The sequence below is a fragment of the Aliiroseovarius sp. PTFE2010 genome (assembly GCF_049943335.1).
In the GTDB taxonomy this organism is placed as follows: Bacteria; Pseudomonadota; Alphaproteobacteria; order Rhodobacterales; family Rhodobacteraceae; genus JBNFVY01.
Window position 1 is genome coordinate 673,346 of record NZ_JBNFVY010000001.1, and the last position, 18,836, is coordinate 692,181.

The 18,836-nt window shown below is 60.4% G+C and carries 19 protein-coding genes; 13 read left to right on the plus strand and 6 right to left on the minus strand.

Annotated elements, in window-relative coordinates:
- Window positions 1–337 precede the first annotated feature (337 nt).
- Complete coding sequence (locus ACP2AV_RS03270) at window positions 338–670, minus strand: ArsR/SmtB family transcription factor (protein ID WP_426371219.1); 333 nt, start codon at window positions 668–670, stop codon at window positions 338–340.
- 196 nt (window positions 671–866) lie between these two features.
- Here ACP2AV_RS03270 and ACP2AV_RS03275 point away from each other — a divergent pair, with 196 nt between their 5' ends.
- The 5 genes from ACP2AV_RS03275 (at window position 867) to ACP2AV_RS03295 (ending at window position 3,510) form a co-directional block, all read left to right on the plus strand.
- Window positions 867–1,226 carry an AtpZ/AtpI family protein gene (locus ACP2AV_RS03275; protein WP_426371220.1) on the plus strand — a complete coding sequence of 120 codons (360 nt, stop codon included), beginning with the start codon at window positions 867–869 and terminating at the stop codon, window positions 1,224–1,226.
- 1 nt (window position 1,227) lies between these two features.
- The gene (locus ACP2AV_RS03280) at window positions 1,228–2,031 is read left to right on the plus strand and encodes a F0F1 ATP synthase subunit A (protein ID WP_426371221.1); all 804 of its coding nucleotides are present in this window, start codon (window positions 1,228–1,230) and stop codon (window positions 2,029–2,031) included.
- Window positions 2,032–2,076: 45 nt separating this feature from the next.
- Complete coding sequence (locus ACP2AV_RS03285) at window positions 2,077–2,313, plus strand: F0F1 ATP synthase subunit C (RefSeq protein ID WP_199025040.1); 237 nt, start codon at window positions 2,077–2,079, stop codon at window positions 2,311–2,313.
- 74 nt (window positions 2,314–2,387) lie between these two features.
- Window positions 2,388–2,951: a F0F1 ATP synthase subunit B' gene (locus ACP2AV_RS03290; protein ID WP_426371222.1), complete on the plus strand. Its 564-nt coding sequence runs from the start codon at window positions 2,388–2,390 to the stop codon at window positions 2,949–2,951.
- 4 nt (window positions 2,952–2,955) lie between these two features.
- Window positions 2,956–3,510, plus strand: coding sequence for a F0F1 ATP synthase subunit B (locus tag ACP2AV_RS03295; protein ID WP_426371223.1), 555 nt, complete (start codon window positions 2,956–2,958; stop codon window positions 3,508–3,510).
- Window positions 3,511–3,598: 88 nt separating this feature from the next.
- On the opposite strand, the gene ACP2AV_RS03300 is transcribed toward ACP2AV_RS03295, so the two are convergent.
- From ACP2AV_RS03300 to ACP2AV_RS03310, 3 genes are all read right to left on the minus strand, one after another.
- Window positions 3,599–4,369 (minus strand): FadR/GntR family transcriptional regulator, encoded by a 771-nt coding sequence (locus tag ACP2AV_RS03300; RefSeq protein WP_426371224.1) that lies wholly within the window; start codon window positions 4,367–4,369, stop codon window positions 3,599–3,601.
- A gap of 58 nt (window positions 4,370–4,427) precedes the next feature.
- Window positions 4,428–5,072 carry an OmpA family protein gene (locus ACP2AV_RS03305; RefSeq protein WP_426371225.1) on the minus strand — a complete coding sequence of 215 codons (645 nt, stop codon included), beginning with the start codon at window positions 5,070–5,072 and terminating at the stop codon, window positions 4,428–4,430.
- 100 nt (window positions 5,073–5,172) lie between these two features.
- Window positions 5,173–6,024, minus strand: a complete 852-nt coding sequence (locus tag ACP2AV_RS03310) for a methylated-DNA--[protein]-cysteine S-methyltransferase (RefSeq protein ID WP_426371226.1) — start codon at window positions 6,022–6,024, stop codon at window positions 5,173–5,175.
- Between the two features lie 336 nt (window positions 6,025–6,360).
- On the opposite strand from ACP2AV_RS03310, the gene nth reads away from it, so the two are divergent.
- Together nth and ACP2AV_RS03320 are read left to right on the plus strand one after the other, a co-directional pair.
- Window positions 6,361–7,005, plus strand: a complete 645-nt coding sequence (gene nth, locus ACP2AV_RS03315) for an endonuclease III (protein ID WP_426371227.1) — start codon at window positions 6,361–6,363, stop codon at window positions 7,003–7,005.
- Complete coding sequence (locus ACP2AV_RS03320; RefSeq protein ID WP_426371228.1) at window positions 7,002–7,988, plus strand: adenosine kinase; 987 nt, start codon at window positions 7,002–7,004, stop codon at window positions 7,986–7,988. The genes nth and ACP2AV_RS03320 overlap by 4 nt, the downstream gene beginning before the upstream one ends.
- Window positions 7,989–8,021: 33 nt before the next feature.
- On the opposite strand, the gene ACP2AV_RS03325 is transcribed toward ACP2AV_RS03320, so the two are convergent.
- Window positions 8,022–8,840: a sulfotransferase family protein gene (locus tag ACP2AV_RS03325; RefSeq protein WP_426371229.1), complete on the minus strand. Its 819-nt coding sequence runs from the start codon at window positions 8,838–8,840 to the stop codon at window positions 8,022–8,024.
- 138 nt (window positions 8,841–8,978) lie between these two features.
- Between ACP2AV_RS03325 and ACP2AV_RS03330 the strand changes: the two genes are divergently transcribed.
- Both ACP2AV_RS03330 and ACP2AV_RS03335 read left to right on the plus strand, forming a co-directional pair.
- Entirely contained in the window at window positions 8,979–10,556 is a 1,578-nt protein-coding gene (locus ACP2AV_RS03330; RefSeq protein WP_426371230.1) for a DUF5928 domain-containing protein, read from the plus strand.
- A gap of 8 nt (window positions 10,557–10,564) precedes the next feature.
- Window positions 10,565–10,948: an HIT domain-containing protein gene (locus ACP2AV_RS03335; protein WP_426371231.1), complete on the plus strand. Its 384-nt coding sequence runs from the start codon at window positions 10,565–10,567 to the stop codon at window positions 10,946–10,948.
- A 200-nt stretch (window positions 10,949–11,148) separates the two neighbouring features.
- Here the strand turns inward: ACP2AV_RS03335 and ACP2AV_RS03340 are convergent, their stop codons facing one another.
- Window positions 11,149–12,090: an ABC transporter ATP-binding protein gene (locus ACP2AV_RS03340; protein ID WP_426371232.1), complete on the minus strand. Its 942-nt coding sequence runs from the start codon at window positions 12,088–12,090 to the stop codon at window positions 11,149–11,151.
- A gap of 100 nt (window positions 12,091–12,190) precedes the next feature.
- On the opposite strand from ACP2AV_RS03340, the gene ACP2AV_RS03345 reads away from it, so the two are divergent.
- The 4 genes from ACP2AV_RS03345 to ACP2AV_RS03360 all read left to right on the plus strand — a co-directional run bounded on the left by ACP2AV_RS03345 (window position 12,191) and on the right by ACP2AV_RS03360 (window position 18,765).
- The gene (locus ACP2AV_RS03345) at window positions 12,191–12,388 is read left to right on the plus strand and encodes a zinc-finger domain-containing protein (RefSeq protein ID WP_426371233.1); all 198 of its coding nucleotides are present in this window, start codon (window positions 12,191–12,193) and stop codon (window positions 12,386–12,388) included.
- A 319-nt stretch (window positions 12,389–12,707) separates the two neighbouring features.
- The gene (gene polA / locus ACP2AV_RS03350; RefSeq protein ID WP_426371234.1) at window positions 12,708–15,515 is read left to right on the plus strand and encodes a DNA polymerase I; all 2,808 of its coding nucleotides are present in this window, start codon (window positions 12,708–12,710) and stop codon (window positions 15,513–15,515) included.
- A gap of 5 nt (window positions 15,516–15,520) precedes the next feature.
- The gene (locus ACP2AV_RS03355; RefSeq protein WP_426371235.1) at window positions 15,521–16,438 is read left to right on the plus strand and encodes a cation diffusion facilitator family transporter; all 918 of its coding nucleotides are present in this window, start codon (window positions 15,521–15,523) and stop codon (window positions 16,436–16,438) included.
- A 449-nt stretch (window positions 16,439–16,887) separates the two neighbouring features.
- Entirely contained in the window at window positions 16,888–18,765 is a 1,878-nt protein-coding gene (locus ACP2AV_RS03360; RefSeq protein WP_426371236.1) for a PhoX family protein, read from the plus strand.
- The last annotated feature ends 71 nt before the right edge of the window (window positions 18,766–18,836 follow it).

The following is an 18,836-nucleotide window of genomic DNA, read 5'->3' on the forward strand; positions in this document are numbered from 1 at the left end:
TCGCGAGTCCGCCTGACTTTCAACATCTGAATCCCGCTGCGGGGGACAACGGCGCCGACATGCGCGCCACAGCCAGAGGCGCCATCGCAGTCCTGCAAGGTGGCGCTGCGAACGCGCGCCGCATCGGCGTACGATCGTGTAAATCTGGCGGCACCGCCTGCGAACGCGTCGCCGCATGCCGCCGTAAGGCTGACGGTGCCAAGTGACATGGTGAACGTGGTGTACATGGCTGATCCTTCCAGTCCGCAAAAACGCGCTTTGAGGTATCGTTAACCATTTGGCGACATTGTGGCGGCAAGGGGGCTCTTTGGGGCACGCGAAACCATGCGGCGAGGGTTTAGGCGCTGTCTTGCGGTAATTCTGCCGCGAGAAACCGTTCAAAGGCGTCAAGGTCAAGCGCGTCGAACTGGCCGAACCCTTTCATCCAGGCCGAGGCGGCGCGCATGGCCTCTGGCTCGAGCTTGCACCATTTCACCCGTCCCCGCTTTTCTTGCGCGACCAACCCGGCCCGGGTCAGGATTGACAGGTGCTTTGATATTGCGGCCAACGACATGTCGAATGGTTCGGCCACGTCGGTAACGGCCATGTCGTCTTCCAACAGCATGGTCAGAATCGCGCGCCGGGTCGGGTCTGCAAGGGCGGCGAAAATGGGGTCGAGATCGGATGCCATGGGCGGCATTGGGCGCGGCTACGGGGAAAAGTCAACCGATCAGTTGAATAACGCGCCGGGGCCACGCCGGGGGATCTGGCCCAGAGGCAATTTGAAATATCTTTATAAAACATCGGCTTGGGGTGCGTTTCGCCCCATTGACTCGGATCGTCCCGCTATCTAGGTTCCGCCCAACCGTTGATGGGGGCTTATTGAGGTGTCCGAACCGACCGACAAAGACCGTCTGGCCGCGTTGGAGGGGAAGATCGCCTTGGCCAAAGGCACGCCTGAGGCCAAGCACCACAACGAGGAGCACTATTCCATGGCGAATATCGCTTGGCGGATGGTGATCGAACTGGTCGCGGGTCTCGGGATCGGTTTTGGTATGGGGTACGGGCTGGACCGCCTGTTCGGCACATTGCCGATCTTCCTCGTGCTGTTCACATTCCTCGGTCTGGCGGCCGGCGTTCGCGTGATGATGCGGACCGCGCAAGAGATCGAAGCAAATAATACGGGCCCCGCGCCCGGCGATGAAACGAACGGGCAGGCAGGTGCCGCCCAGGATAAGGACGGATAGAATGCGCAAGCTGGTGCTTCTGGTGGTTGTCGCCCTGGTGTTGATTTCGGCGGTGGCGTTGCAGCCCGAAACCCCGCATCTGGCCATCCACCCGATGGATCAGTTCGTGGTCAAACCGCTGTTCGGTGGTGACACTGTTCACTGGTACACGATCACGAACGCCACGCTGTGGCTGGGCCTTGCGATCCTGTGTGTCATTGGTCTGCTGGTGATTGGCACACGCGGGCGTGCCATCATCCCGTCGCGCATCCAGTCTGTGGCAGAATTGGCCTATGGGTTTGTCTACAAGATGGTTGAAGACGTGACCGGCAAGGACGCCGTGCGCTTTTTCCCATATATCATGACGCTGTTTATTTTCATCGTCTTCGCCAACTTTCTTGGCCTGATCCCGATGAGCTTTACCACCACGTCGCACATCGCCGTCACAGCGGTGCTGGCCGCGCTGGTGTTCGTGACCGTCACAGTTCTGGGTTTTGTCCTGAATGGCACTAAGTTCCTGGGCCTGTTCTGGGTATCGTCGGCGCCATTGGCGCTGCGCCCGGTCCTGGCCATCATCGAGCTGATTTCCTACTTCGTGCGTCCCGTAAGCCACTCTATTCGTCTGGCAGGCAACGTCATGGCGGGCCACGCGGTGATCAAGGTGTTCGCAGGCTTTGCCGCGGCGCTGGGCGTGTTCAGCTTTCTTCCCGTGGTCGCCATCTCGGCGGTCTACGCTCTCGAAGTTCTCGTGGCCTTTATCCAGGCTTACGTGTTCACCATTCTGACCTGCGTCTATCTGAAAGACGCGCTGCACCCGTCGCACTAAGGGTCAGGTAACTCATCACCACATTCCATCGTAAGGAGAACGGATATGGAAGGCGATATCGCACAAATGGGTCAATTCATCGGCGCCGGCCTGGCTGCCATCGGTTCGGGCGCCGCCGCTATCGGTGTGGGCCACGTTGCCGGCAACTTCCTGTCGGGTGCCCTGCGCAACCCGTCGGCGGCTGCAGGTCAGACCGCGACCCTGTTCATCGGCATCGCGTTTGCAGAAGCCCTGGGGATCTTCGCGTTCCTCGTTGCGCTTTTGCTGATGTTCGCCGTCTAAGACAGCTTCCATCCTTACGGCCGGGTGGGAGCAAATGCGCCCACCCGGTGTAACTTGGGATATTGGAGGACGTCATGGCGACCGAAACGCATACCGCAGCTGACGCCGCCCACGGGGCAGCTGATGCCGCAGGTCACGGAACCGAAGCCGCGGGCATGCCGCAGCTCGACTTTGCGACCTTTCCGAACCAGATCTTCTGGCTCGCCGTCACGCTGGTCGTGATTTACTTGATCCTGAGCAGAGTGGCCCTGCCGCGCATCGCGTCGGTTCTGGCTGAACGCTCGGGAACGATTACGAATGATCTGGCTGCAGCCGAAGACCTGAAGGTCAAGGCCGCCGAAGCCGACGCCGCCTATGAAAAGGCGCTGGCAGAAGCACGTGCCGAAGCGCAGGCAATCGCTGCCGATGCCCGTGCCGAAATTCAGGTCGAGCTGGACGCCGCAATCGCCAAGGCCGACGCTGAGATCGCAGCCAAGGCCGCCGAATCTGAAAAAGCCATAGCGGAAATTCGCGCCGGTGCAGAGGATGCGGTGAAAGATGTGGCCAAGGATGTGGCCAAGGAACTGGTCGCTGCCATGGGCGTGAAAGCCGATGCGCGCACGATCACCTCGGCTGTCACGGCAAGGATCAAGGGGTAAGGACATGAAAAAGCTCGCACTCATGCTCGCTGTCGCGGCCAGCCCTGCCGCCGCCGCTAGCGGCCCGTTCCTGTCACTGGAGAACACGAACTACGTCGTTCTTCTGTCGTTCCTGCTGTTTCTTGCGATCCTGGTCTATTTTGGGGTGCCGGGGATGCTGACCAGCCAGCTGGACAAGCGGGCTGAAGGGATCAAGGCCGAACTGGATGAGGCGCGCGCCCTGCGCGAAGAAGCCCAGACGCTGCTGGCCTCGTACGAACGCAAGCAGGCCGAAGTGCAAGGTCAGGCGGACCGCATCGTGGCCCATGCCCGCGACGAGGCGAAGATCGCAGCGGAAGAAGCCAAGAAAGATCTGGCTGCCAGCATCGAGCGCCGTCTTGCCGCTGCCGAAGGGCAAATCGCATCGGCCGAAGATGCTGCCGTTCGCGAAGTGCGCGATACCGCTGCGAAAGTGGCTGTGGAAGCTGCCCGCGAGGTTGTGGCCAAAAAACTGACGGCCACAGACGGCAACAAGCTGATCGACGAAGCGATTGTAGAAGTTGGCGCCAAGCTGCACTGATCCGAACGGAAAATTACTAAAAAGGCCCCGGTGCTCAGCGCCGGGGCCTTTTTCTTTTACGCAATCATATAGCGTGGGCATTGGGGGGTCAGGTGCGGGCTTTTTCCTGCTCAAGCCGCAGGCGCGAAAATTCTTCGAACCGTTCGTGTTCTTGATGCGCTTTCAACGACGCTTCAACGTAAGACAAGTGGTGTTCGACAGCGCTCCGGGCCGCAGCAGGGTCGCGCGCCTGAATGGCCTCGTGGATGGCCCGGTGCTGGGCCAAAAGAGCATCGCGCGTGGTGCGCTGTTCAAACATGATGGCCCGGTTGTAGAACACGCCCTCACGCAGCATTTCGAACATGGCGCGCATCATGTGCAGTAGCATCACGTTGTGGCTGGCTTCGACGATGGCCATGTGGAATTCGGCGTCCAGCTGCGCTTCGTCAGTGCCCGAACGCTTTGCATGGGCGCGCTCCATCTTCCTGAACACCTCAGAGATCGTTTCCAGATCGGTATCCGAAGCAAGGCGCGCGGCGCGCTCAGCGGCCAGGCCTTCCAGATCCCGGCGGAATTCAAGATAATCAAAGATTGCCTCGGGGTGGCGGGAAAACAGGGAAATCAGGGCCGGAGAAAACCCGCTGCCGTGAATATCGGCCACGAAGACACCCGCGCCGGGACGGGTGACCAGTAAACCGCTCTGTGACAAATCGGCGATGGCTTCACGCAGCGAAGGGCGTGAGACGCCCAGACGCTCGGCCAAGTCGCGTTCCGCGGGCAAGCGTTCGCCGGGGTGCAGGATACCACGCAAAATCAGGCTTTCGATCTGATGAACGACCGATTGGCTGAGTTTCTCGACTGAGATTTGGCGGAAGGGCATGGCATCTCCGGCGCGGAATTGGTCAAACCATAAGACCAAACCGCGCCGTTCACAAATGTCAGGCCGTCGGGCGGATGACGATTTCCACCCGGCGGTTTTGCTGCCGACCCTCGGGCGTCAGATTCGAGGCAATCGGGGCGTCTTCGCCGCGACCATAAGCGCGGACGCGGCCCGGCTGCACCCCGTTGTTGGTCAGGATGGACGCGACGGCGGTGGCCCGACGGGCAGAGAGTTCCTGGTTGTAACCTGCGTCGCCTACATTGTCGGTATGGCCGATCACATCGACGGTGCTGTCGGGGTACTGCTGAAGGTTCTGTGCCAGTGCGGCCAGATCGCCGTAAAGACCGGCGGACACGGTGGAACTATCTGTGGCGAACAGGATGTCCTGAGGCATCGTCACGATCAATTCGCTGCCAGTATTCACAATGTCCACGTCGTCATTGCCCATGCTGTCGCGCAGATCGCCTGCCTGGCGGTCCAGTGCGTTGCCGATGGCGCCGCCAGCGGCCGCCCCGATCGCGGCGCCGACCGCGCCCTTGAGCACCTTGTTGTCGCCGTCGCGGGTCAACCCGTAGAGCCCGCCGACGATGGCACCGGTGGCAGCGCCCGCTTCGGTACGCTGCCCGCCGTTGAACGTATCAGTACAACCCGCCAGCGCCAGTGCGGAAACGGTCGTCAGGATAAGGGGGGTCTTGAACTGCATGAAAAGCCTCGTTTGCGAAATTATTTGGCGGATTAATAACGCGAAATTGTCGGCGATGGTTCCCAAATCGATACACATCTGCGTGTGCGCGGGTTTTTGCTCAGCCTGCGTCGCGGCGGGCTGCCTCGTAGGCCAGCATCGCACGCTTGACGCCAAGGCCCCAGTGATAGCCGCCCAGTCCCCCGGACTTGCGCAATGCGCGGTGGCAGGGGATCAGCCAGGACACCGGGTTGCGCCCAACAGCGGTGCCGACGGCCCGCACGGCGCGCGGATTGCCGATGGCCTGGGCGATGTCGCCGTAGGTGGTGACTTGGCCAGAGGGGATCGACAACAGGGCCTCCCACACCTTGATCTGAAAGGGCGCGCCGATCAGGTGCAGGTGCGCGTTGCCCCCTTCAAAGGCTGCGTGCACCCATGGCGCGATGCGCTCGGGGCTTTCGGTGAACTGTGCGGCGGGCCAGCGCGCGCGCAGATCGTCAAAAGTTGCCAGGTCGCCCGCTTCGTCGGAAAAACCGAGCCCGCAAAGACCGCGGTCGGTCCCCATCGCAAGCGCCCGTCCAAAGGGCGTGTCGAACCAGCCGTGGGCGATGAGCAGCCCCCCGCCGCCCTTGGCATAGTCGCCGGGTCGCATCGCCTCCCACCGCACGAAAAGATCCTGCAAGCGGCTGGTTGAACTGAGCCCGGTTTCATGCGTCGCCTCTAGCGTGGTGGCGTTCTGGTCCAGCAGCGCCTTGGCATGGCCCAGCGTCAGGTACTGATGCAGACGCTTGGGCGACACGCCCGCCCAGCGGGTAAAGACACGCTGGAAATGCGCCGGGCTCAGGCCCAATTCGGCGGCAAGCGCGTCCAGCGGCAGAGGGCCGCCGGGATGGGCGTCGATCCGGTCGATCGCGCGTTTGATCACGCCGTAGTGGTAGGCTTGGTCGATTGTGTCTGGTGCGGACTGTGTCATGGCGCTGAGGTTAGCCGCCTGTCCCCGGCGCGGCGAGCCGGAAATTGCGCTTTCGCAACAGGCCGCGCGGCGATTCCGGTGCGCGAAAGGAATAGCATTGCATCGGCGCGGGGCAGGCGCAGGCAGCTGATCTGGCAATAGCCCGACGCGGTGCGGCTGGAGCGAATGATCGAAATGGTTCTTTAATACGGCCCCCTCTGGCGCTGTCCGCCAGTTTCCCCGTCGCGAACCAATGGCAATTTAGGCGCCCCGCGTTAAGCGCTCTAGGGGAAGACCTGTTGGATTTCGCGAAATGCGCCGCTTGCCCCTGCGGGCGCGACAAGCTAGCCATCTGCCATGGCCAAGCAGCTGAGTTATCACACGATCCACGAGATCTTTTCGCGCTTCCGCGACGCCGAGCCCGAACCCAAGGGCGAGCTCGAGCATGTCAATGCCTATACGCTGGTGGTGGCTGTCGCTTTGTCGGCGCAGGCCACAGATGCGGGCGTGAACAAGGCGACGCGCGCGCTCTTCAAGATTGCCGACACGCCGCAAAAAATGTTGGACCTGGGCGAAGAGGCGTTGATCGAGCACATAAAGACCATCGGGCTTTTTCGCCAGAAGGCCAAGAACGTCATCAAGCTGAGCCGCATTCTGGTCGAAGAGTATGGCGGCGAAGTGCCGTCATCGCGCGCGGCGCTGCAATCGCTGCCGGGCGTCGGGCGCAAGACCGCCAACGTGGTGCTGAACATGTGGTGGGGCCAGCCCACGCAGGCGGTCGACACCCATATTTTCCGCGTTGGCAACCGCACCGGGATCGCACCGGGCAAGGATGTCGCGGCAGTCGAACGGGCGATCGAGGATAACGTACCGGCCGAATTTCAACACCACGCCCACCACTGGCTGATTTTGCACGGACGCTATACCTGCAAGGCCCGTAAACCGCTGTGCAACACCTGTCTGATACGAGATCTCTGCCAATACGAGGAGAAGAACCTGTGAGCCAAACCTTTCAAGTCGTCGGGATCGGCAATGCGATCGTTGATGTAATCACCCAATGTGACGACAGCTTTCTGGAACTCATGGGGATTGAAAAAGGCATCATGCAACTGGTCGAGCGAAAGCGCGGTGAGATGCTCTATGCCGCTATGCGTGAACGCACGCAGGTGGCTGGCGGCTCGGTTGCCAACACCGTCGCCGGGCTGGGCGCGCTGGGGCTGAAAACGGGCTTCATCGGGCGTGTGCATGACGACGTGCTGGGGCAATTCTATGCAAAAAGTTTCGCGCAAAACGGATCGGCCTTTGTGAACGACCCGGTTGAGGGGGGCGAACTGCCAACGTCACGGTCCATGATCTTTGTGACGCCGGATGGCGAACGGTCGATGAACACCTATCTGGGGATTTCGTCCGAGTTGGGGCCGTTCGATGTGCCGGACGACGTGGCCGGGGGCACGGATATCCTGTTTCTCGAAGGGTATCTGTACGACAAGGACAAGGGCAAGGAAGCTTTTGAAACCGCCGCGCGGCTCTGCCGGCAGGGGGGCGGAAAGGCGGGGATTGCACTCAGCGATCCGTTTTGCGTCGACCGGCATCGCAACGATTTCCGCCGTCTGGTCAAGGATCTGGATTATGTGATCGGGAACGAGCACGAGTGGGAAAGCCTGTACCAAACCGACCTGTCGACAGCGTTAGAGCAGGCCGCGCAGGACAGCGGCATGGTCGTGTGCACACGTTCGGGGCACGATGTGGTGCTGGTGCGCGGCGAGGAAGAAACAGTCGTGCCGGTCACCAAGGTGGCGCCGGTAGATGCCACCGGAGCCGGGGACCAATTCGCGGCCGGGTTCCTATATGGCTATGCAACGGGTCAGCCTTTGGCGGTGTGCGGGCGCATGGGTTGCATCGCCGCGGCCGAGGTGATCAGCCACTATGGCGCGCGCCCCGAAACGGATGTGAAAGCACTATTCGCCAAGGCCGGTCTGGTCTGAGGGAAAAGGCGCACGCGGCGGGTGATCGATGCCTCAATCGCCCAGTTTCGCGTGCACTTCGTCCAGGTCAATTTCACCCACCGGCATCTTGTTTGACGGGTCTTCAAAGTCATATTTGAAGACTTCGAAATCGCGCTTGTACATTTCGTAAACCAGATGCATCGACAGGTCGTCGAAATAATCTTCGACCGGATGCGCACGTTTTGGCCCGTGCCCTTCGCTTTCGTTGAAACGCGGTACCTTGGCCAGATCGATCTGGACTGGCGTATCAATCGCGTCCAGCACGCTTTGCATCCCTTCGTTGAACTTCTCGGTAAAAAAGATGTTGTCGTATCGCCCACCGTTTACGATGAAGGTGCTGACATGACCTGACATGGCCGACCAGTGAATGTCAGGATCCATCGGTTTGCGCCAGCGAATGGTGTCCCGCGCGAACAGAAGGAACCGGCGGAACGACTGGACTTGGTCGAATTGGAAATCATCCTCGGGGCTGCCAACCTCAATCCCGTATTTCTGGATAAGCAGGGGTACCAGATTGCCGCGATAGCGTTTGCCGTTTCGCTGGATGCCGCAGATTTTATCGAAGAATGACGACAGGATCCGGGTGTAGGGATTACGCACGCAGGTAAAGGCGTAAGAGCTGTGGTTCTTGACGTTCGCTTCGATCAAGGGCTGGCTGTTTTCTTGTGCCCATTTGTGCAACCGGTCCTTGCTGTCATGGATGTCGCCGTCGAAGAATTCACCATGATCGGAATAGAACATGACCTGACCGATCGTCGAGCAGGCGCACTTCGGCACCACGCGGTAAACCACGCTTTCACTTTCGGTCATCCATGTACCAGGAAAACCCATTTGCTCGCCTCCAGCTTGTCCGAGTTCATGCTCGGTCAATGGTTTGGCATCAAAAAGCAAATAATCTCTGTATATTCAACGGTTTTTCAAGCTATCCATGCGAACAACCATGCAGTTGCAGGGGTAAGTGTTTCGAAAATGGCCCAAATCGCCTTTATTCTTCTGTGTCACAAGGACCCGGATGCGATCATCCAGCAGGCCGAGCGTTTGACCGCGGTGGGTGATTTTATGGCGATCCATTTCGATGCCCGCGCAAACCGGGCCGATTACGAACGTATTCGCACAGCGCTGCAGGGCAATCCGAACGTGACGTTCGCAAAGAAACGCATCAAGTGCGGCTGGGGTGAATGGAGCCTGGTTCAAGCGACACTTTATGCGGTAGAGGCGGCCGAAGAGGCGTTTCCACGGGCCACTCATTTTTACATGCTGTCGGGCGATTGCATGTCAATCAAGACCGCCGAGTTTGCCCATGAATTCCTGGACAATCGCGATGTTGATTATATCGAGAGTTTTGATTTTTTCGAAAGCGACTGGATCAAGACCGGCATCAAGGAAGAAAGGCTGATCTATCGCCATTTTTTCAATGAACGCCTGCACAAGTCGCTGTTTTATGCATCGATGAACCTGCAAAAACGGTTCGGGCTGGCGCGCGAAATTCCGGCTGATCTGCAGATCATGATCGGTAGCCAATGGTGGTGCCTGCGCCGCCGGACCGTCGAATTCATCATAGAGTTCGCCCGCAAACGGCGCGATGTGATGCGGTTCTTCGCCACCACCTGGATCCCGGACGAAACGTTTTTCCAGACCCTGGTGCGCCATCTTGTGCCCGAGTCCGAAATCGAAACGCGCACCCTGACCTTCCTGATGTTCACCGACTATGGAATGCCGGTGACGTTCTACAATGACAGTTACGACCTTTTGCTCAGTCAGGATTTCCTGTTCGCGCGCAAGATCAGCCCCGAGGCGAAAGAGCTCAAGCGGCGGCTCGGGGCGCTCTATGCCGCCGAAGGGGTGGATTTCCAAATCTCGAACGAAGGGCGCAGCCTGTTCAAGTTCATTTCGGGGCGTGGGCGTGTGGGGCGGCGGTTTGCCCCACGGTTCTGGGAGACGGAATCGACACTTGGACGCGAACGCGAGCTGATGATCGTGACCTGCAAGAAGTGGCACGTCGGAAAGCGTCTGTTGCAGGCGATAAAGCGGCATACAAATTTGCCCGGCATCGAATACATGTTCGATGAAGAAGGCACGCCCCTGCCGGACCTCGGGGGGATTCAGAAAACCTTGGGCAAGCGGACCCGGCACAGACGCGCATTGATGCGCATGTTGTTTGATTTCTACAACACTGACCGGCTGGTCATCTGCATTGATCCAAAGAACATGGACCTGATGCAGGATTTCAATTCGGATCGGTCGCGGACCAAGCTGCTCGAGGTCGAATGCACTTTTTCCGACGACTACCTGCTGGGCCACGCCAAACGGATCGGGCTGGCGGGCGAACGCACCCCAGCCGAGACCATCGACCGGTTGCTGCCGACGATCCGGGGTGATGTTTTGTCGGAAAGCGACCGCATTCGCGACGCCGAGTTTGAGCATTTTTTCCGGATCCGGCAGGGCGACCCGGCAGATATGAATGCCAATGCGCTGTCGCAGTTTCTGGACATTCCCGAAAAAACCGCCTTTTCTATCGCTGAGACACAGCACCTGTTTTCCGACTGAGGACCAAAATGCCCTACAACTATGACGACGAGAATATTTTTGCGAAAATCCTGCGCGGTGAAATACCGAACAAGACGGTGGTTGAAACCGAACACACGCTAGCCTTTGAGGACATTCAACCGCAGGCGCCGACCCATGTGCTGGTGATCCCAAAGGGCCGCTACGTGTGTTTCGATCATTTTTACGGTGAAGCGTCAGACGCGGAAATCTTGGATTTCCACAGGGTGGCCGCGCAAATCTGTGGCGATCTGGGCGTGGCTCCGGGCGGGGGCGGCGCGGGATACCGCACCATCACGAACGCGGGCCAGGACGGGGTGCAGGAAGTGCCGCACTACCACCTGCACATCCTCGCCGGTCGGCCCTTGGGTCGAATGTTGCCGCCGGTCAGCTAGGGCGCGCGCCCTACATTGATGCCTGTCGGCTTGGCAGGCGGTTGGGCCAGTCCGGGGCGCAGCTCCGGATCCCAAGATGATCTGTATCCGACAATCTGCCGGAAACCTCTAAATGCCCCCAATCGGCGTCTTCTTCAGCAAATACCCATCAGGTATCAGGCAAGAAGGGCCGAAGGGGGCAGATAGCCACCTGCGGCCAGCTATCCGTGCGCCCCAGACGTCAGCGCCATGAACACGTCTTCCAGATCCGGTTCCTCTGACGCGACATCCAGAATGGAAATGCCCGCTTCATGGATGGCGGACAGCACTGCGTTTGCGCTTGTCTGTCCAGTTCTGTAGCTCAGGGCGATGCCGCCGCCGCGCCGGTGTTCCAGTGTTACACCAGGTGGCAGAGCGATATGGTCTGGCACCGTGCCTTCGGGGTGTATGACCAGCGTTTTGGCATCCATCTGGCCAATCAGGGCGGCCGTACTGTCGCGCGCAATCACTGCGCCATGATTGATGATGGCGATCTCGTCGCACATTTCTTCCGCTTCTTCGAGGTAGTGCGTGGTCAAGATGATTGTGGTGCCATTCTCTTCATTCAGCTTGCGCACGTTCGACCACAGCATCTGGCGCAGTTCGATGTCCACACCTGCGGTCGGTTCATCAAGGACCAGAATCGGTGGCCTGTGCACAAACGCCTTGCCCAAGAGCAACCGCCGCCGCATGCCGCCTGAGAGCGTTCGTGAATACACGTCAGCTTTGTCGGTCAGGCCAATCATGGCCAGGATTTCGTCGGTCCGGCGCTGCGCCTTGGGAACCGCGTACAGCCCCGCCTGCACGTCCAGCGCCTGGCGCGCCGTGAAAAATGGATCCAGGTTCAGCTCTTGCGGCATGACGCCGATGGCTGCGCGTGACTGGCGCGGGTTCACGTCTTGATCAAAGCCCCAGATGCTGACCTGCCCGGCGGACTTGACGACCAGACCGGCCAGAATGTTGATCAGGGTCGATTTGCCTGCGCCGTTTGGGCCGAGCAGACCAAAGATCGACCCCTTGGGAATCGCCATGTCCACGCCTTTCAGCGCTTCTTTCGGTGGCTGGCTGCCGGATCCGCCGTAGGTCTTTTGTAGACCTACGATTTCGATAGCATTTTCGCCCACCTGTCCCCCTTGCCGCTATGCGCGGTTTCAGTATCATGCGCTGCAAACCTAGGGCGGTCCCAAGCCAACGGCAAGACAGCCCCTTTCGAAGGATGCCAGCATGACCATACCCGCCCCCGAAACTGAAATCGTAACGCAATGGCGTGTCGCCTGTGACGGTGGCGAGGGTGCGTTGGGCCATCCGCGTGTCTGGCTGAGCATTCCGCACGACACCGGTTGGGTTGAATGCGGCTATTGCGACAAGAAGTTCGTTCACGAAAGTGCCAAGCTGGAAGCAGAGCCCGCCGCCGGCGCTTGAATTCAGCAAGACGGTCCGTGCTGCCTGTTGCGCGGGGGCATTTCGCACCGACAGCGCTAGGCCATATTTCTGACCAACCGTTTGGCGCCGTCAGGGAATTTGTCGATGTAACCATTGTAAATGCCGCGCTTCCTTCGACGTCACCGATCTGGGTGCGACGGAAAGCCAAATCGAATGGGCGGCGGCAGGGTACACCTTGATCTTTCCTCTGGCCTGTGGCGTCACGCGCGGCAGGGCGGCGGGTCGGGCCGACTAGCTTGTGGCCTTCCCCGATCCTGCGCGCTAGGTTGCGCTTGCGCGTAAGACGGGGGATCGCACCATGGGTTTCGGCAAGGGTTGCCATCTGCATCTGATTGATGGATCGGCCTATATTTTCCGCGCTTATCACGCGCTGCCGCCGCTCACGCGGAAATCCGATGGACTGCCGATCGGGGCGGTGGCGGGCTTTTGCAACATGCTGTGGAAACAAGTCGAAGATAACGCTGGCCCAGATGCCCCAACCCATGTGGCGGTGGTGTTCGACAAGGGCAGCCACACCTTCCGCAATGACCTCTACGATCAGTACAAGGCCAACCGCGACGCCATGCCCGAAGATCTGCGCCCGCAGATCCCCCTGACCCGCGAGGCAACGCGCGCCTTCAACATCGCCTGTCTCGAACAAGAGGGGTACGAGGCCGACGACATCATCGCGACGCTGGCCAACCAAGCGCGCGACGCGGGCGGGCGGGTGACGATCCTGAGCTCGGACAAGGATCTGATGCAGCTGGTGGGCGACGGGGTCGAAATGCTCGATCCGATGAAGAACAAGCGCATCGACCGCGAGGGCGTATTTGAGAAATTCGGCGTCTACCCCGAACGGGTGATCGACGTGCAGGCGCTGGCGGGCGACAGCGTGGACAACGTCCCCGGCGCGCCTGGCATCGGGATCAAGACCGCCGCTCTGCTGATCAACGAATATGGCGATCTGGACAGCCTGCTGGAACGTGCGGGTGAAATCAAACAGCCCAAGCGGCGCGAGACCCTGATCGAAAACGCCGATCAAATCCGGCTGAGCCGCGATCTGGTGGCACTGAACGGGACAATGGCACTGGAATACGGGCTGGATACGCTAGAGCTGCGCGAACCAGACCCCGATACGTTGCTGCCGTTCTTGGCCGAGATGGAATTTCGCACCATCACCAAGCGCGTAGCTGACAAGCTGGGCGTCGAGGCGCCGGCCATCGTCGAACCTACGGCAGCCATTGCTGACGATGCGCTGACCCCGGGCGAAGGCGCGGCCAAGCTGCCCTTTGACCACGATAAATACGAATGCGTGCGCGACATGGATACGCTGGCCCGCTGGATCGATGCGATCAACGAACGCGGCTATGTGGCGGTGGATACCGAAACCAATTCGCTGGATGATATGGTGGCCGAACTGGCCGGCATCTGCCTGAGCGTCGAAGCGGGCGCGGCCTGCTACATCCCTGTCGGCCACAAGACAGGCAAGGGCGATCTGTTCGGAGGCAGCGATCTGGCCGAAGGGCAGTTGCCACTGAACGATGTGCTGGACGCATTGCGCCCGGTTTTGCAGGACCCATCGGTTTTGAAAATCGGTCAGAACATGAAATACGACGCCAAGGTATTGGCCCGCTATGGCATCGACGTGTCCCCCTATGACGACACCATGCTCATGAGCTATGCGCTGCATGCAGGAATGCACAATCACGGGATGGACGCGCTTTCGACGCGGTATCTGGCCCACGAGCCGATCCCGATCAAAGACCTTTTGGGCACCGGCAAGTCGGCCATCACCTTTGATCAGGTCGCCATCGACAAGGCGGCCACCTACGCCGCTGAGGATGCTGATGTCACCCTGCGCCTGTGGAAGCTGTTCAAGCCCAAGCTTCACCGAAGCCGTGTCACGACGGTCTACGAGACGCTTGAACGGCCCCTGTCGCAGGTCTTGGCGCGGATGGAACGGGCAGGCGTTCTGGTCGATCGCGACACGCTCAGCCGGATGTCGAACGCCTTTGCCCAGAAAATGGCCGCGCTCGAGGCAGAAATCCATGAGTTGGCGGGGCAGGAATTCAATGTCGGCTCGCCCGCGCAATTGGGCGAAATCCTGTTCGAGAAAATGGGCTTCGAGGGCGGCAAGAAAGGCAAGAGCGGCAAGTATTCCACACCGGCGGACGTTTTAGAGGATTTGGCAACCGAACATGATCTGCCGCGCCGCGTTCTGGACTGGCGCCAACTGTCCAAGCTGAAATCCACCTATACCGATGCGTTGCAAGGTTACATCAACCCCGAAACGGGCCGGGTGCACACATCTTACGTGCAGACGGGCGCGGTAACGGGGCGCTTGGCGTCGGCCGAACCAAACCTGCAGAACATTCCCGTACGCTCTGAGGAAGGGCGCCGCATCCGCGAAGCCTTTATCGCGCCCAAGGGCAAAAAACTGGTTAGTCTCGACTATAGTCAGATCGAATTGCGCATCTTGGCCCATGTCGCCGGGATCAACGCGTTGAAGCAGGCGTTTCGTGACGGCCAGGACATTCACGCGATGACCGCCAGCGAAATGTTTGATGTGCCAATAGACGGGATGGACCCAAGCATTCGGCGACAAGCCAAGGCAATCAATTTCGGGGTAATTTACGGGATTTCCGGCTATGGTCTGGCGCGGAACCTGCGTATTCCGCGGTCCGAAGCTCAGGGCTTCATCGACCGGTATTTCCAGCGCTTCCCCGGTATCCGCACCTATATGGACGACACTGTCGCCTTCGCCAAGGAACACGGCCATGTCGCCACACTGTTCGGGCGCAGGATCCACACCCCCGAAATCAATGCCAAGGGGCCGGGCGCGGGCCTTGCCAAGCGCGCCGCGATCAACGCGCCGATCCAGGGAACCGCGGCTGACATCATCCGCCGCGCCATGATCCGGATGGAGAACGCCATCGCCGACCTGCCCGCCACCATGCTGTTGCAGGTGCATGACGAACTGATTTTCGAAGTGGACGAAGCTGCGAGCGAAGACCTGATTGGCGTGGTCACGGAGGTGATGGAAAAAGCAGCCTTGCCCGCCGTGACACTGGACGTGCCGATCGAAGTAGACGCGGGCATTGGCGATAACTGGGCCGAGGCGCACTAGCCGCCATGCCCCACGAGCACGCCCATCACCATCACGCGATCGACCCGAATGCCGGCGACGCCAAGGTCTTGGCAGCGGTGGGCGTGAACGTGGCTTTGACGGTGGTGCAGATGGTTGCGGGCGTCCTGTCGGGGTCGTTGGCGCTGATTGCCGATGCAGTGCACAACCTGTCGGATGCCGCGTCGCTGGGGATTGCGTTTTTTGCCCGCAAGATCGCCCGCCGCCCGCGGGACGAGGCGATGTCCTTCGGCTATGGGCGGGCGGAACTGGTGGCCGCGCTGATCAATTTTGTCACGCTGATCGTGGTGGCGTTGTGGCTGGCGGTGGAAGGGGTCGCGCGGCTGATCGACCCGCCCGCGGTCGAGGGCTGGATCGTTGTGATCGTTGCAGGAATCGCCCTGGTCATTGACCTGATCACGGCCGGGCTGACATGGCGCCTGGCCAAGCAAAGCCTGAACATTCGCGCGGCCTTCTTGCACAATCTGGCCGATGCGCTGACGTCGGTGGCGGTAATCGTGGGCGGCACACTGATCCTGCTGTTCGGCTGGCGCATGGTCGATCCGATCATCACCATCGGGATTTCCGCCTATATTTTACGTCACGCCTTGCGCGACATTCGCCCCGTGATCCGAATTCTCATGAACGGCACACCGCCGGATGTCGGGCTGAGTGCGGTCAAGGCGGGGATCGAAGCGGTCGATGGCGTTGAAAATGCCCACCATATCCACCTGTGGCAGATGGACGAAAACCGGATCAGCCTTGAGGCGCATCTGATTATTGCAGAGCGGCATGACAGCGGGCGTGTGCTGGCCGACGTCAAGACGCTGCTGGCCGAAACCTTTGGGATCGCCCATTCCACGCTGGAAGCCGAAGCGCCGGGTGCAGGCTGCGCTGATCAGCGCAGCGAAAGTGGGCACGCCTAGCCACCGCGCGACGCCGCAATCGCAGTCTGTATGATTGATGGCCCCGCCAAAGCGGCGGGTGTGACGGCCCCGCGCCAGCCGATCCGCTGGACGTATCGCGCAGGACTTGGGCATGACGCTTTCGATCTTGAGCAGCGTTTGTTGCGCGCCCAACCGCGATGGCAGTGGCGTCCAAGCCGCGCGGGATGTACGCGCCGGCCGCCAGCAAAGCGATTTCAGGCATGAGATCCGGGTGGGGTGGTGTGGACGGAAATTGCTTCCCACGGCGCCGCGCCGCGATGACGGCGATGCCGCAGACCGCTGGCACCAGCATCCAGTCAGACGGGTTTGTCACAGATTTGTCACCTGAGTGTCGCCTCGGGTTTGTAGACGCCGCCTATGTGGTTTTCCGATGCGCGGGGCCTGGCCGTTGCGCATATCCAGCCACCTGCCAGATGAGAGGAATTCCCATGGACATCAAAGAAACGGTCGACCTGAGTTGGGACGATTTCGACGAATTGCGCGATCCGCGCGCTGACACCAACGATTTCGACGCCGTGGTCGAACGCGCGATTTCGCGCCGCGGGTTTCTGGGCGGGGCGCTGGCCTTTGGCTCGGGCGCGGCGGTGTTCGGTTCGGGGCTGCTTTCAGCCACGTCCGCGCATGCGCAGGCGGCAGGCTTTGGGTTCCAACCCGTTGGCATTGCGACCGACCATGACATCCACGTGCCGGACGGGTTCGACTGGGATGTGTTGGTGCGTTGGGGCGATCCGCTGTTTTCCGATGCCGCAGGGGCGTATTCGCCAGACCAGGGTGTCAGCGTTGAAAATTCGGACAAGGTGTTTGGTGAAAACACTGACGGAATGGAAATCTTTACCCACAATGGCCGCGTGCTGCTGGCCATCAATTCGGAATACGTGAACCCCAAGATCAACCTGCCAGCCGCGTCCGAAGGCGTGCCCCAGAACGCCGACCAAGTGCGCTTGTTGAAAAACATGCAAGGCGTGACGGTGATGGAAGTCGCCGATCAGGGCACTGGCTGGGAGGTGGTTCTGGACAGCCCCTACAACCGCCGTATCACGCATGAAACGCAGACGGCGATGGACGGGCCGGCGGCCGGGACGGATCTGCTGAAGACCAACGCTGATCCATCGGGAAAGTCGCCCAAAGGCACAATGAACAACTGCGGCTCAGGCAAGACTCTCTGGGGCACCTACCTGACCTGCGAAGAAAACTTCAACGGCTATTTCGGCGCAACCGGCGCCTTTGAGGAAACAGAAGGGCTGCGCCGGTATGGCATCGGGGGCGAGGGCCGCTATGCCTATGAAAAGTTCGATCCGCGCTTTGATCTGAGCGCCGAACCGAACGAGCCGAACCGTCACGGCTGGATCACCGAGATCGACCCGACCGATCCAAACAGCACGCCGATCAAGCACACGGCACTAGGCCGTTTCAAGCACGAGAACGCGGAAATGGTGCAGGCTGCTGACGGGCGCGTCGTGGTCTACATGGGTGACGATGAACGCGGCGAGTTCATCTATCGCTATGTGTCCAACAGCACATGGGCCGAAGGCCAGCCGAGCGATGGACTGTTGTCGGACGGCACATTGTTTGTCGCCAAATTCAACGCCGATCAGAGCGGCGAGTGGCTGGCCCTGACGCCGGAAAGCACGGGCATGTCGCTTGCGGAAATCCTGATCTTCGCGCGCATTGCCGGATCGAAAGTTGGCGCTACCACGATGGACCGTCCTGAATGGGTAGCCTGCAACCCGCTCCGCGCCGAAGCCTATTGCGCGCTGACCAACAATAAGAACCGTGGCGTCAAACCGAACGCGGGGGGCGACGCCACGCCGGTTGGCGGCGCGAACCCGCGCGAGACGAACAAATACGGCCAAATCGTGCGTTGGCGTCCCGACGGGGGCGATCATGGTTCGGACGGGTTCACCTGGGATCTCTATGTGATGGCAGGCAACCCCGAAGTTTACGACAATGCCTATGGCGGGTCGGACAACGTCACGCCCGGCAACATGTTCAACTCGCCCGACGGGATGGCGTTTTCCAGCGACGGGTTGCTTTGGATTCAGACCGATGGCGATGACAGCAACGAAGGCGACTTTGCCGGGCAAGGCAACAACCAGATGCTGGTCGGCAATCCGGAAACCGGCGACATCGCCCGCTTTCTGACCGCGCCGAACGGCGCCGAGGTAACCGGACTCACCTGGTCGCCTGATGGCAAGACCGCCTTTGTCGGCATCCAGCACCCCGGCGGATCGTGGCCCGATGGCGTTGGCAAGCCGCGCAGTTCGGTGATCGCAATTTGGCGCACGGATGGCGCGGTGTTCGGCTGAGCCGGTTGGAAACTGAATACGTGGGGCGCCGGAAAACCGGTGCCCCCGCCCTAGCACTTCGATCCATTCGA

Bases quoted from the DNA above. Each gene is read 5' to 3' on its own strand.
- ACP2AV_RS03270 (WP_426371219.1), bottom strand. From the start codon at position 670: ATGGCATCCGATCTCGACCCCATTTTCGCCGCCCTTGCAGACCCGACC.
- ACP2AV_RS03280 (WP_426371221.1), top strand. From the start codon at position 1,228: ATGCGCAAGCTGGTGCTTCTGGTGGTTGTCGCCCTGGTGTTGATTTCG.
- ACP2AV_RS03285 (WP_199025040.1), top strand. From the start codon at position 2,077: ATGGAAGGCGATATCGCACAAATGGGTCAATTCATCGGCGCCGGCCTG.
- ACP2AV_RS03290 (WP_426371222.1), top strand. From the start codon at position 2,388: ATGGCGACCGAAACGCATACCGCAGCTGACGCCGCCCACGGGGCAGCT.
- ACP2AV_RS03295 (WP_426371223.1), top strand. From the start codon at position 2,956: ATGAAAAAGCTCGCACTCATGCTCGCTGTCGCGGCCAGCCCTGCCGCC.
- ACP2AV_RS03300 (WP_426371224.1), bottom strand. From the start codon at position 4,369: ATGCCCTTCCGCCAAATCTCAGTCGAGAAACTCAGCCAATCGGTCGTT.
- ACP2AV_RS03305 (WP_426371225.1), bottom strand. From the start codon at position 5,072: ATGCAGTTCAAGACCCCCCTTATCCTGACGACCGTTTCCGCACTGGCG.
- ACP2AV_RS03310 (WP_426371226.1), bottom strand. From the start codon at position 6,024: ATGACACAGTCCGCACCAGACACAATCGACCAAGCCTACCACTACGGC.
- nth (WP_426371227.1), top strand. From the start codon at position 6,361: ATGGCCAAGCAGCTGAGTTATCACACGATCCACGAGATCTTTTCGCGC.
- ACP2AV_RS03325 (WP_426371229.1), bottom strand. From the start codon at position 8,840: ATGGGTTTTCCTGGTACATGGATGACCGAAAGTGAAAGCGTGGTTTAC.
- ACP2AV_RS03330 (WP_426371230.1), top strand. From the start codon at position 8,979: ATGGCCCAAATCGCCTTTATTCTTCTGTGTCACAAGGACCCGGATGCG.
- ACP2AV_RS03335 (WP_426371231.1), top strand. From the start codon at position 10,565: ATGCCCTACAACTATGACGACGAGAATATTTTTGCGAAAATCCTGCGC.
- ACP2AV_RS03345 (WP_426371233.1), top strand. From the start codon at position 12,191: ATGACCATACCCGCCCCCGAAACTGAAATCGTAACGCAATGGCGTGTC.
- polA (WP_426371234.1), top strand. From the start codon at position 12,708: ATGGGTTTCGGCAAGGGTTGCCATCTGCATCTGATTGATGGATCGGCC.
- ACP2AV_RS03355 (WP_426371235.1), top strand. From the start codon at position 15,521: ATGCCCCACGAGCACGCCCATCACCATCACGCGATCGACCCGAATGCC.
- ACP2AV_RS03360 (WP_426371236.1), top strand. From the start codon at position 16,888: ATGGACATCAAAGAAACGGTCGACCTGAGTTGGGACGATTTCGACGAA.